Source organism: Aureimonas phyllosphaerae, assembly GCF_900113065.1.
GTDB lineage: Bacteria > Pseudomonadota > Alphaproteobacteria > Rhizobiales > Rhizobiaceae > Aureimonas > Aureimonas phyllosphaerae.
This window is the reverse complement of record NZ_FOOA01000011.1, coordinates 90,768-103,232: the sequence shown is the minus strand read 5'-3', so window position 1 is coordinate 103,232 and position 12,465 is coordinate 90,768. Positions and strand designations below refer to the sequence as shown.

Below are 12,465 nucleotides of genomic sequence, written 5' to 3'. Positions count from 1 at the left end.
TTCGGGTCCGCAATAAGGAGACCGGGCGTCGGCCAACCATGGTGCGCCCGGCTCATGAGGATGCCATGCTCGCGCGTTTCTTTTCCTACTACGCCCCCTGGCGCGGGCTTTTCCTGCTCGACTTCTCCTGCGCCGTGCTGGCCGGTCTTCTCGAACTCGGCTTTCCCATCGCGGTGAAAGTTTTCGTCGACGACCTTCTCCCCAGCGGCAACTGGGGGCTGATCGTCCTCGCCTCGGCTGGACTGCTGGCGATCTACGTCCTCAACACCGGTCTGATGGCGGTGGTCACCTACTGGGGCCACATGCTCGGCATCAACATCGAGACCGAGATGCGGCGCAAAGCGTTCGAGCATCTTCAGACGCTGTCGTTCGGCTTTTTCGACAACCAGAAGACCGGCCATCTCGTGGCCCGCCTGACCAAGGATCTCGAAGAGATCGGCGAGGTGGCCCATCATGGGCCGGAAGACCTTTTCATCGCCGTGATGACCTTCATCGGCGCCTTCTTCCTGATGCTCGCCGTGCATGTCGAACTGGCGTTGATTACGGCCGTCGTGGTGCCGGTCGGCTCCTGGCTCACGACGCGCTACGGCAGCCGCATGACGGCGACCTGGCAGGCGATCTACGGCTCGATCGGCGACTTCAACGCACGTATCGAAGAGAATGTCGGCGGCATCCGCGTCGTGAAGAGCTTCGCCAACGAGGAGCACGAGCGCGCGCTCTTTGCCCGCAACAACGTGGGCTATCGCGCCCGAAAGCTCGACGCCTACCGGATCATGGCGATCAGCCAGTCGCTGAACTACCTGACCATGCGCCTGACGCAGGTCATCGTGATGCTGGCCGGTACCTGGTACGTCATGAAGGGCGAGCTGAGCTACGGCGGCTTCGTCGGCTTCCTGCTCCTCGTCGGCGTCTTCTTCCGCCCGGTCGAGAAGATCGCGGCCGTTCTGGAGACCTATCCGAAGGGCATCGCGGGCTTCCGCCGCTATACCGACTTCCTCGACACAAAGCCCGAGATCGCCGATGCGCCGGGTGCGCGCACGCTGACGGGTGTCACTGGAGCGATCGCATTTCGGGACGTCCGTTTCGCGTACAAGGACTCCCGTCCTGTCCTGAAGGGAATCGACCTCGAAATCCGAGCCGGCGAGACGGTCGCCTTCGTCGGTCCGTCCGGCGCCGGCAAGACCACGATCTGCTCGCTGGTCCCGCGCTTTTACGACGTCAGCGCCGGCGCGATCCTCGTCGACGGTCAGGACATTCGCTCCCTGACGCTCGCCTCGCTGCGCCGTCATATCGGCATCGTGCAGCAGGATGTCTTCCTGTTCGGCGGGACGGTGCGCGAGAACGTCGCCTATGGGCGTCTCGACGCCGGCGAGGCGGAGATCGCCGACGCCGTCGAGCGCGCGCACCTCACCGAGACCATCGCGGCTCTGCCGGACGGGCTGGACACGGTCGTCGGCGAGCGCGGCGTCAAGTTGTCGGGCGGACAGAAGCAGCGCCTGTCGATCGCGCGCATGTTCCTGAAGAACCCGGAAATCCTCATCCTCGACGAGGCGACCTCGGCGCTCGACACGGAAACCGAGCGGGCGATCCAGGCCTCGCTCGCCGAACTCGCCGAAGGGCGGACGACGCTCGTCATCGCCCATCGCCTGTCGACCATCCGCCATGCCGACCGCATCGCCGTGGTCATCGACGGACGGATCGCGGAACTCGGCAGCCACGCCGAACTCATGGCCCTTGGCGGTGCCTATCGCCGCCTGAACGATGCGCAGGAGCGACTGCACGGCGGCGTAGGACTTGGAGAGCGCCCGGCGGCCGAGTAGCCGCCGGGGCATGGCTCTCAGGTGTTCGGCATCGCGCGCCAGCCCCAGCCTTCAGCGAGAGCGAGACACCGCTCGGCCGTCTCGACGCTGCCCGTCGTTCCAACGCTGCGGAGCGAGGCGGCGGCGCTGGCATGGGCCAGCTTGAGGCAGTCCGGCACCGGTCGGGCCTCGTGGTAGCCGTACATGAAGCCTGCGGCGAACGCGTCGCCCGCGCCGTTGGCACCGCGCACCTCCGATTGCGGCACGTTGACGGACGGGTGGCGGTAGACCGCTCCGTCCCGCGTGAAGGCGATGGCCGCCCGCGGGAAGTGGATGGCCAGCACCTTGACCGCGCTGCGCTCCATGATCTGGCGCCCCGCCGCCTCGCAGGCCGCAATGTCGGTCTCGCCGTCGCGCGTCGTCTGCGTGCCGGTGATCGCGCCGATCTCGTAGTCGTTGATGACGAGCGTATCGAGATGGGGCAGGCACGGCTCGGCGAGTTCGCGCAGGCGCTCCGGCGCGATCTGCAGGAGTTCGAAGTTGGTCTCGAGACCCGCCGCGCGCGCCGCCTTCAGCGTCGCCACCCAGCCGTTCACCTCGCCCTTCCAGGCATTGTCCATCACGTCGTGGATGCCCGGCAGCCCGAGATGGAAGATCCGCGCCGTCGTACCTGCGAAGTCGAAGTGGTCGGGCGAGAGGAGGGCGCTCGTGCCCTGGTGAAAGATATGCGTGCGCTTGCCGGTGTCGCGCGCGCTGTAGGCGTCGGTGTAGTTGGTGCGCCCGCCCGCGATCACCCGCATGCCTTGGCGATCGATGCCGTTGTCGTCGGCGTAGCGCAGGAGGATGCGGCCGTCCTCGTCGTCGCCGACGCAGCCGATGGTCGCCACCGGCATCGACGGGTCGAGCCGGCGGATGTCGATGCCGAAGTTGCAGGCCGAGCCGCCGCCCTCGACGCTCTCCTCGAGGATGCGCGTCACGGTTTCCTCGACCGGCCAGCGGTCGAGAAGCTTGTTGTGGTCGGCGCACCAGGTTCCCCCGGTCAGGAAGCCGCGCCGCTGCCCTGCGGACATGGGGTCAGGCTCCCATCTTCAGCGACGGATCGGTGATCTCGAGATCCTCTTCGAGCGACTTCTTCGGCCGGATGCCGTTCTTCTGCAAGTGGTCGTGGTAGGCCTTCGTCGCCTCTTCCGACGAGACGTCGTCCTCGATCACCGAGCGCATGGCGCGCACGATGGCCTTGGAGTCCTCGGCGAAGAAGATCTTGCGGCCGAACAGGGCGACCCGCGCGCCGTACTTCTCGGCCTGCTTCACCATCTCCAGCGTATCGCGGTTGGTGGACGAGGCGCCGCCGAGAATGCCGACGATGAGGTTGCCGGGATCGAACGAAGCGAGCTCCTCCGTCGCCTTCGGGCCGTTGTAGACGACCTTGAGGAACTCCGGCCGGTCGTGCTTCGAGACGCCGGCGAGGATCTTGGCGATGAAGTCGTTGTTGTAGGTGTAGAAATCCGAGCCCGGCGCCTTCACCTCGAACTGTGGGTTGAACACTTCGAGGAAGTGCCGCACACCGGCCGCCGACGCCTCGTCGCGGAACTTCGAATAGGCTTCGATCGTGCGCAGGTCCTGATCGAGGTCGTTGAAGAAGGTCACGGCATAGAGGCCGAGGTCGGAGACCGGCTTCACGCGGTCGAGGCGCGCCGTGCGGAAGGGCACGGTCGGAAGATGCTTGTAGTTGGCGCCGCGCCAATGCCAGATGTCGCTGCCGTCGTTGAGGCGTACGGCGGACGTGACGTCCGTATCGGCATAGACCCCGCGGGATGCCAGATGCTCGGCCGAGGAGAGCGAGGTCAGCATGATGTCGACGAGGCCCGACTTCACCATCTCTTCCATCGCGTCGCGATAGACCTTGAGCGGGCGCATCTTGCCCGTCGGCTTGCCGTCGGCATCGTGCTCCGGGCCGGAGACGCCGACGCCGAGCGCCATGTCGCCGTCCTTGGCGTCGGCGATGATGAAGTCCTTCGGCGTGTATTCGCCGCGCCGGATGCGGGCGAGCTTGAGGTCCATGGTCTTGGCGGTGGTCATGGGGATGGGCTCCGAGGAATGCAAATGAGCGGGCGAGGGGCGGTCAGGCCGAGACCTTGCGGATCCACTGATCCAGGCCGACGGCGACGATGATGAGGATGCCGACCGCGAACTCCTGCCAGAGGGCGTCGAGACCGGAGAGGGCGAGGCCGTTGCGGAAGACGCCGACGATCAGCGCGCCGATGAGCGTGCCGACGATCGAGCCGCGCCCGCCGAAGAGCGAGGTGCCGCCGATCACCACGGCGGTGATGGAATCGAGGTTCGCCTGTCCGCCCGAGGTCGGGCTGATGGCGCCGACGCGCCCGATGAGCACCCAGGCCCCGAGGGCGCAGATGACGCCGGACAGCGAGTAGACGGCGAGGAGAACGCGGCGCGTGTCGATGCCCGAGAGACGCGCGGCTTCCGGGTCGTCGCCGGTCGCGTAGACGTGGCGGCCGAAGGCGGTGCGGTTGAGAATGTACCAGGCCACCGCGGCGACGAAGAGCGTGAACACCGTGCCGAATGTCAGCCGGGCCCCGCCGCCCTGGATGGCGGTCGCGGTGAGCTGAAGGAACGGCGCTTCGGCGGCCACCTCCTGCGCGCGGATCGTCTGCGAGCCGCTGTACCAGAGGAAGACGGCGCCGAAGATGCTCCAGGTGCCGAGCGTGACGATGAAAGGCGGCAGCTTGACGTAGGTGATCAGGAGGCCGTTCAGGAAGCCGCAGGCGAACCCGACGCCGAGGCCGATGCAGAACGCGAGTTCCGCCGGCACGCCCATCATCACCGCCAGCCGGCCCATGACGACGGTCGCAAGGATCATGATCGCGCCGACCGACAGGTCGATGCCTGCGGTGAGGATCACCAGCGTCTGCGCGATGCCGATCACGGCGATGATCGTGACCTGCTGCATGATCAGCGACAGGTTGAACGGCTGGAAGAAGCGCGGGCCGACGATCGCGCTGAAGATCAGGAGACCGACCACCAGCACCACGAAGGGCACGATAGTCGGATACTGGTGGAGGAGGTGCTGCAGCCGCCGCAGCGGCGAGCGCCGACCCTCGGCGAAATGGGCCACGGCGTCCGCGTTGTTCGCGGTCGGTTCGACGCTGGACATGATTTCCGACCCTCTCTGTGCGCCTGTCGATGCGGTCGGTGCGAAAGGGGTTTTCGCACCGACCGCGGATGGCGGCGCCGCGAGCGGCGCGCGCTTGGTCTCAGCGGGCGGCGATCAGCCCCAGCACTTCTTGAGGGCTTCCTCGGAGGTGATCGACGGGACGCCGTCCACCGGCTTGTCGGTGACGAGATCGACGCCGGTGTTGAAGAAGTCGAGGCCCGGCGTCACCGCCGGCTTCTCGCCCGTCTTCTTGAAGTTGACGATGGCCTCGACGCCCTTGGAGGCCATCAGCAGCGGATACTGCATCGAGGTCGCGCCGATGACGCCCGCCTTGACGTTCTGGACGCCCGGGCAGCCGCCGTCGACCGACGTCACGACGACGGAACCTTCCTTGCCGGCCGCCTTGATCGCCTCGTAGGCACCGGCCGCCGTCGGCTCGTTGATCGTGTAGAAGACGTTGAGGTCGGGGTCCTTCTGGAGGAGGAGTTCGGCGCCCGTGCGCCCGCCTTCCTCGGAACCCGCGCCCCACTGGTGGCCGACGATGCGCGCGTCGTCCTCGTCGAGGTAGCGGCTCATGTCCTTCGGATCGATGCCGAAGCCCTTCATGAAGCCCTGGTCGCGCGCGACGTCGACGGTCGGCTGCGTCTCGATGGCGTCGAGGAAGCCGACCTTCGCGGTCTTCGGATCGGACACCGTCTTGGCGGCCCACTGGCCGATCAGCTCGCCGGCCTTCACGTTGTCGGTGGCGAAGGTCTGGTCCGCCGAGTTGGCGGGGTCGAGCGGCGTGTCGAGGGCGATCACGAGGATGCCGGCCTGACGGGCCTGCTCGAGGACCGGTACGATGGCCTTAGAGTCGCTGGCGACGATGAGGATGCCGCTGGCACCGGCCGAGATGAGGTTCTCGACGGCCGTGACCTGGCTGTCGTGATCACCGTCGAACTTGCCCGCGAAGCTCTGGAACTTGACGCCGAGCTCGGCGGCCTTCTCGCTGGCGCCCTGGCGCATCTTGGCGAAGAAGGGGTTGGCTTCGGTCTTGGTGACGAGGCCGATCAGGATGTCGTCCTGGGCGCGGGCGGGCGCGGACGCCATGAGGCAGGCTGCGATGGCGGTGCTGGCGACGAGGCCGGCGATGCGGTGGACGGTGCTGCGCGACATCATGTTCCTCCCGTTGATGTTCGGCGGGCCCTCCTGGCCGACGCCGTTTCGCTGGCCGGGCGATTCGCCCCCGGCGATCCCTCGAGGCGGCGATCGGGCCGATCGATGCCTCGTTTCTCTTCCCCGCCGGTTCGCACCGGACGGTTTCGGCGTCTCTCTCCCCAGAGGCGCCGCGTTCGAACGGAGTAAAAGCGCGATCGATCGAAAACACAATCGTCCGATGCGCGTCGTCAGAACTTTTTGCGCAGAATTGGAAGATGATGGACCTAAATCGATATGGCAGTCATACGAACCGATCCAATCCGGGGTTGGTCCGTTATCGAACTGCGCAAAATCTTCCGACCGGCGTCAGCATTCCCAGAAGCCCGATGATCGAGCCCCTCCACAGACCGGCCGAAGCCGAAGTTCGGATCGTCGCGCGCAATTTCGCCGTGGATTGCCGGACCGGATCGCGCTAGGGCAGGGCCGCATGCTCGCCTCGACCGCAAGGTAGGAAAGGTTATTCCATGAAGCAGCCCAAACGCATCGCCGTCACCGGCGCGGCCGGCCAGATCTGCTACTCGCTCCTGTTCCGCATCGCCAACGGCGACGTCTACGGCAAGGACACCCCCGTCGCGCTTCAGCTTCTCGACCTGCCGCAGGCCCAAAAGGCCGTGAAGGGCGTCGTGATGGAACTCGAGGACTGCGCGTTCCCGCTCCTGCAGGACGTCGTCATCACCGACGATCCGAAGGCGGCCTTCCGCGACATCGACGCCGGGTTCTTCGTCGGGTCCCGCCCGCGCACGCAGGGCATGGAGCGCCGCGACCTCCTTAATGCCAACGCCGAGATCTTCCGCACGCAGGGCCAGGCTCTCAACGAGGGCGCCAAGCGCGACGCCAAGGTGATCGTCGTCGGCAATCCGGCCAACACCAACGCCATGATCCTGGCCGCCAACGCCAAGGACTTCCCGACCGAGAACATCACCGCGATGCTCCGGCTCGACCACAACCGCGCCCTCACGCAGTTCGCGCAGAAGGCCGGCGTCTCGGTCGACGCGATCAAGAAGTTCGTCGTGTGGGGCAACCACTCGCCGACCATGTTCGCCGACTGGACCAACGCCACGGCGGACGGCCGCAAGCTCTCCGAGGTGATCGGCGACGAGACCTGGTACAAGGAGACGCTGATCCCGACCGTCGCCAAGCGCGGCACGGCGATCATCGAGGCGCGCGGCGCGTCGTCGGCCGCCTCGGCTGCGAACGCTGCGATCGACCACATGCGCGACTGGATCCAGGGCTCGGACGGCGACTGGGTGTCGATGGGAGTGTCGTCGGACGGTTCCTACGGCATCCCCGAAGGGCTGATGGCCGGTGTGCCGGTCATCTGCGAGGGCGGCTCCTACAAGCGCGTCACCGGGCTCGAGATCGGCGACTTCCAGCGCCAGATGATCGATCGCACGGTGGCCGAGCTGTCGGAAGAGCGCGAAGCCGTTTCGGCGCTCCTCTAGTCTCTCGCCTCGTTCAGGGTCTCGAAGGGCCGCCCCGCCACCCGGCCGGGCGGCCCTTTCGCATCCGAAAGGTCTAACGCCTTCTTAAGCTTCCCGCGCGAAATTCGACCGACGTTGCAAGCGGGCCGCAGGATGTCTCGGAGCCGAAGCCTTTCCCTCATCCTCGCCCTTGGCGCGCTCGGCGTGGCCGGCGGCTGCGCGCGGATGGAGCCGCGGATGAGCGCCGAAGAGTGCCTCGCGCGCGCCATGTACTTCGAATCCAATCGCTCGTCCGAAGCCGGGATGCTGGCGGTCGGAACGGTGGTGATGAACCGGCTCGAGTCCGGCAAGTACCCGAAGTCGGTCTGCGGCGTCGTCGGGCAGAAGAACCAGTTCGCGCCCGGTGTCCTGTCGAAGCCGATGGGCAAGGGCCGGGACCTTGCGACGAGGACCGCGCGTCAGGTCCTGCGCGGGGCTCGGCATGCCGAGGTGCAGAAGGCGATGTTTTTCCACACGGCCGGTTACTCCTACCCCTACTCGAACATGCACTACGTCACGATCCAGGGCGGCAACTCCTTCTACGAGAAGCGCAAGAACGCGACGTCGACGCAGTCGATGGTGGCCGAGCGGATCGCGGCCGAGAAGGAAGGCCGTCTGCCGTTCACGCCGCCCGAGCGGACCCTCGCCGCGGCGCAGGCACCGGCGCCCGCCGTGATGCGCGCGCCGGTTCGCGAAAGCCGCATCGCGCGGCAGATGGCGCAGCCGGCCCCGGCGTCGCCGCCTGCTCTCGACACGATGAGCATCGAGGATCTGATCCGCCAGAACGGCGGGTGAGCCGCCCTCAGGCGTCCGGAAAGTCGGCGGACAGGCTGAGGTCCTTTAGCCCTTCGATTTCGGCAAGCCGCTGCTTCAGCTTCGCCGTCACGCCGTCATAGGCGATCTTGCCGAGAACGAGGTGCCGCGGCGCCTTGTCCATCTCCGTGATGCGGATCATGGCTTCGCCCGCGCGCACGGGATCGCCGGCCTGCTTGCCGCTGATCTCGGAGGTGGACTTCAGGCGGGCGCCGGCCGTGTCGGCATATTCGGCGATCTCGTTCGGGGTCTGGCGCAGCGAGCGACCGGCCCAGTCGGTGCGGAACGGACCGGGTGCGACGCACGTCACCTGAATGCCGATCGGCGCACCTTCGGCCGCCAGCGCATCGGAGAAGCCCTCGACCGCGTGCTTCGTCGCGGCATAGTAGCCCGAACCGGGGAAACCGATGAACCCGGCCTGCGAGGTGAGGTTGAGGATCCGGCCGGACCGCTGACGGCGCATGATCGGGAGGACCGCGCGCGTCATCGCGAAGAGGCCGAACACGTTGGCGTCGAACTGCTCGCGGATCTCGGCGTCGTCGCCTTCCTCGATCGAGGCCTGGTAGCCGTAGCCCGCATTGTTGACGAGGACGTCGATCCGCCCGAACCGCTCTTCCGTCGCTTTCACGGCGGCATCGATCGCCACGCGATCGGTCACGTCGAGCGACAGGGCCAGGACACGGTCCTCGGCGAGATCGGTCAGGCTTTGGAGGCGCGCCTTGTCGCGCGCGGTGGCGACGAGGCGCCAGCCGCGCGCGATCACCAGCTTGGCGAGTTCATGGCCGAAGCCGGTGGAGCAGCCGGTGATGAACCACACGGGGGACTCGATGGAGGACATGGGCGGGTCTTTCGATCGCGAAAAATGAAAACCGTTCGTTCGATGCCGGTATCTGGGACCACCGTGCGCGACGGCCAGCGGCATCGGGTCATCCGGCTGCTACGGCAAGCTTACTGAAACGTTTGCCGTGCTACTCGATATCGAAAGATTGGATTCAGCCGGATTTCCGCCCTTGTCGTCGAACCGTTCCGGCCGCCCGGCCTTCGTCCGCCGCCTGCGCATCGCATCCGCCCTCGTCCTGTCCGTCGCGCTGGCGTCGTGCCAGTCGATGGACCTGTCGCGCAGCGACGTGCGCGCCGGTCTCATTCCGCCCACCAAGGCTCCAACCCTCATGGTCGGCGCGGAGGCCGTCGCCGAGCGGACGCCGGCCTCGATCGTGGTCGACATGGATACGGGACGGGTCCTTCAGGCCGACGACCCGGATGGCCTCCGCCATCCCGCGTCGCTGACCAAGCTGATGACCCTCTACATGCTGTTCGAGGCGATCGAGGCCAAGCGCATCGGGCTCGACGACGCCATGCCGGTCACCGCCTATGCGGCGGCTCGCGCGCCCTCGAAGCTTGGGCTGCGGCCGGGCGACACGATCCGGGTGCGCGACGCGATGTTCGGGTTGGCTGTGAAGTCCGCCAACGACGTGGCATCGGTCGTCGCCGAAGCCCTCGGCGGCACCGACGACGCCTTCGCCCTTGCCATGACCCGCAAGGCGCGTTCGCTCGGGATGACGCGCACCAACTTCGCCAATCCGAGCGGCCTGCCGGACGAGGCGCAGATCTCGACCGCCCGCGACATGGCCCGCCTCGGATACGAGATCCGCAAGCGTTTTCCGCAATATGCCTCGCTCTACAAGACCGAAGGCTTCGACTATGGCGGGCGCCACTACACGGCGACCAACAAGCTGCTCGGCCGGGTGGCCGGCGTCGACGGAATGAAGACCGGCTTCGTCAACGCGTCCGGTTTCAACCTAGTCGCCAGCGCCCGGCGCAACGGGCGCGGCGTCATCGTCGTGGTCCTCGGCGGACGGACGGGGCGCGAGCGGGATGCCAGCGTCGAGGCGCTGATCGACACCTATCTCGGCCCCGCGAGCTGACGGCTCAGAGACCCTTCTGCATGCCGCCGTCGACGAAGTAGGTCGATCCGATCGAATAGGTCGCCTTGTCGGAGCACAGGAAGACGAAGAAGTTGGCGAGCTCCTCCGGCGTGCCGAAGCGCTTGATCGGCGCGTGCTCGTCGGCGACGCCCTGAAGGTATCCCTCCCAGTCGCCCCCGGAATTCTCGGTCAGCTGGCGCGCCGTCTTCTTCCAGTCGGGCGTCAGGATCAGGCCGGGGTTGATGCAGTTGACGCGGATGTTGTCGCCGACGACTTCCGTCGCCAGGCATTTCGAGAACATCATCAGCGCCGACTTCGTGACGTTGTAGATCGGCTCGTACCAGAGCGGCTGCACCGCGCAGATCGAGGCGTTGTGCAGGATCACCCCGCCGCCGCGCCGGCGCATCTGCGGGATGACGCCGCGCGCGAGGCGCACCGCGGCCATGACGTGGAGGTCCCAGTAGGCCTGCCACTTGTCGTCGGGCGCGTCCATCACCGTCTCGTTGGAGCCGGTGCCGGCGTTGTTGATCAGGATGTCGGTCCCGCCGAAGCGCTCCTCGGCGGCCCGGATGACGGCATCGACCCCATCGGTGGTCGACACGTCGGCTTCGACGCCGATGGCCTTCACGCCGTGCGCACCGGCGATGCGTTCCGCTTCCGCCTCGGCCCGTTCGCGCCCACGCGCGGCCAGGATGACGTTGGCGCCTTCCGCCGCCAACCCATCCGCCACCGCCAGCCCGATGCCGACCGAGCCGCCGGTGATGACCGCGACCTTGCCCTTCAGACCCATGTCCATTCGTCTGCCCTCCCGTGCGGCCCTCCCGGCCGAATCGTCGGGCGATTGTGGGCCGGGGAGGGGCCGGAAGGCCAGCGCGAAGCCGCGGACTTCCTTAGTCGGAGTATCGCTCTTCCGTCCACGGATCGCCGCGGTTGTGATAGCCCCGCACCTCCCAGTAGCCGGGCTGGTCGGCCGTGCGGAACTCGATCGACCGCAGCCACTTGGCGCTCTTCCAGAGGTAGAGATGCGGCACCAGAAGGCGCACCGGGCCGCCGTGCTCCTTCGTGATTGGACGCCCCTCCCACGAATGGACGAGCATCGCATCCGGGGCGGCGAAGTCCGACAGCGGCAGGTTGGTGGTGTAACCGTCGTAGGAGCCGAGCACCACGAAGGCCGCGTCCTCGCGGGGGCGGACGGCCGCCATCAGGTCGCGTGTCGACACGCCCGCCCAACGGTTGTCGTAGCGCGACCAGGTGGTCACGCAGTGCATGTCGGTCGTCTCTTCGGTCTGCGGTTGGCTTTGGAAACGCGCCCAGTCCCAGATCTGCGGCTCTTCGACCGCGCCGTTGATCTGCAGCCTCCAACGCTCGGCCGAGACGTCCGGCTGAAGGCCGAGGTCGAGGACCGGCCAGTTCTTGACGAGATGTTGGCCCGGCGGGAGGCGGTCGCTCTCGGGGCGCTCCTGCCGCCCCGTCAGAAAGCGCCCGAGGCGCGCCCACTCCTGCTTGGTGCGGGTCAGTTTCGATTCAGGCGGGGTATCGTCCGGCGTATCGGCCATCGCGGCCTCCGTTGATAAGGTTGGCGGGAAGATGGAGTGCACGCGTCGCAAGTTCAGCCTCATGCGGCGAACTTCTCGCCGACATGACGTCCCTTGAAATGGCTCGCGCCCTTGGCACCTTCTCGGACATGAGCGGTGACGATGCGACGAGGATTTCCGGTTGGTGGCGGCACGTGCTGTCGTCGCTGGTGCTGCTCGTGTTCGCATTCACCTACGGTATGCCGACGGTTCAGGTCGCACACGCCCACGCCGTCGAGGCCGCGTCGCACGACCGGTGGCTGGACGCGACGGGCATCCACGAGTGGAGTTCGCCGCCTGACCGAGGGGATGCCACCGCCAGCTGCTGCGTCGCGCACTGCCTCCCGGCACTTCCCCTGCTGCCGATGGACGAGACGGTCGACCGTTGGCCGATGACGGTCAGAATGTCGGTGCCGAACGAGGCCGGAGAGGGGCGCGTCGTCGCGGTGCCGCTGCGGCCGCCGCGAGGGCACGGGCGCACCTGACGACCGCTGCCGGTGGGCGCGAAACGCGTCCGACAACCGG

Annotated in this window: 11 protein-coding genes and 1 pseudogene; 5 read left to right on the top strand and 7 right to left on the bottom strand. The window is 67.2% G+C overall.

Annotated elements, in window-relative coordinates; all coding sequences use genetic code 11:
* The first annotated feature begins 65 nt into the window (after positions 1-65).
* A complete protein-coding gene (locus BM175_RS14250) occupies positions 66-1,820 on the top strand; it encodes an ABC transporter ATP-binding protein (RefSeq protein WP_090964201.1) in 1,755 nt (584 codons plus the stop codon).
* A 17-nt stretch (positions 1,821-1,837) separates the two neighbouring features.
* Here BM175_RS14250 and BM175_RS14245 read toward each other — a convergent pair whose 3' ends face one another.
* From BM175_RS14245 to BM175_RS14230, 4 genes are all read right to left on the bottom strand, one after another.
* Positions 1,838-2,869: a carbohydrate kinase family protein gene (locus BM175_RS14245; RefSeq protein ID WP_090964128.1), complete on the bottom strand. Its 1,032-nt coding sequence runs from the start codon at positions 2,867-2,869 to the stop codon at positions 1,838-1,840.
* 4 nt (positions 2,870-2,873) lie between these two features.
* Entirely contained in the window at positions 2,874-3,878 is a 1,005-nt protein-coding gene (locus tag BM175_RS14240; protein WP_210185795.1) for a beta/alpha barrel domain-containing protein, read from the bottom strand.
* A gap of 43 nt (positions 3,879-3,921) precedes the next feature.
* Positions 3,922-4,971 (bottom strand): ABC transporter permease, encoded by a 1,050-nt coding sequence (locus BM175_RS14235; protein WP_090964127.1) that lies wholly within the window; start codon positions 4,969-4,971, stop codon positions 3,922-3,924.
* Between the two features lie 114 nt (positions 4,972-5,085).
* Positions 5,086-6,126 (bottom strand): substrate-binding domain-containing protein, encoded by a 1,041-nt coding sequence (locus BM175_RS14230; protein ID WP_090964199.1) that lies wholly within the window; start codon positions 6,124-6,126, stop codon positions 5,086-5,088.
* Positions 6,127-6,632: 506 nt separating this feature from the next.
* Between BM175_RS14230 and BM175_RS14225 the strand changes: the two genes are divergently transcribed.
* Both BM175_RS14225 and BM175_RS23090 read left to right on the top strand, forming a co-directional pair.
* Positions 6,633-7,610: a malate dehydrogenase gene (locus BM175_RS14225; RefSeq protein WP_090964125.1), complete on the top strand. Its 978-nt coding sequence runs from the start codon at positions 6,633-6,635 to the stop codon at positions 7,608-7,610.
* Positions 7,611-7,838: 228 nt separating this feature from the next.
* Positions 7,839-8,180 (top strand): annotated as a pseudogene (locus BM175_RS23090) (cell wall hydrolase); the annotation flags it as partial.
* Positions 8,181-8,430: 250 nt separating this feature from the next.
* Here the strand turns inward: BM175_RS23090 and BM175_RS14215 are convergent.
* Positions 8,431-9,279: an oxidoreductase gene (locus BM175_RS14215; RefSeq protein WP_090964122.1), complete on the bottom strand. Its 849-nt coding sequence runs from the start codon at positions 9,277-9,279 to the stop codon at positions 8,431-8,433.
* 172 nt (positions 9,280-9,451) lie between these two features.
* On the opposite strand from BM175_RS14215, the gene BM175_RS14210 reads away from it, so the two are divergent.
* Positions 9,452-10,366 carry a D-alanyl-D-alanine carboxypeptidase family protein gene (locus BM175_RS14210; RefSeq protein ID WP_244546011.1) on the top strand — a complete coding sequence of 305 codons (915 nt, stop codon included), beginning with the start codon at positions 9,452-9,454 and terminating at the stop codon, positions 10,364-10,366.
* Between the two features lie 4 nt (positions 10,367-10,370).
* Here BM175_RS14210 and BM175_RS14205 read toward each other — a convergent pair whose 3' ends face one another.
* Both BM175_RS14205 and BM175_RS14200 read right to left on the bottom strand, forming a co-directional pair.
* Positions 10,371-11,162, bottom strand: a complete 792-nt coding sequence (locus BM175_RS14205) for an SDR family NAD(P)-dependent oxidoreductase (RefSeq protein ID WP_090964120.1) — start codon at positions 11,160-11,162, stop codon at positions 10,371-10,373.
* A 94-nt stretch (positions 11,163-11,256) separates the two neighbouring features.
* Positions 11,257-11,922 carry a sulfite oxidase-like oxidoreductase gene (locus tag BM175_RS14200; protein ID WP_090964118.1) on the bottom strand — a complete coding sequence of 222 codons (666 nt, stop codon included), beginning with the start codon at positions 11,920-11,922 and terminating at the stop codon, positions 11,257-11,259.
* Between the two features lie 83 nt (positions 11,923-12,005).
* Between BM175_RS14200 and BM175_RS14195 the strand changes: the two genes are divergently transcribed.
* Entirely contained in the window at positions 12,006-12,425 is a 420-nt protein-coding gene (locus BM175_RS14195; RefSeq protein ID WP_090964116.1) for a hypothetical protein, read from the top strand.
* Positions 12,426-12,465 lie beyond the last annotated feature (40 nt).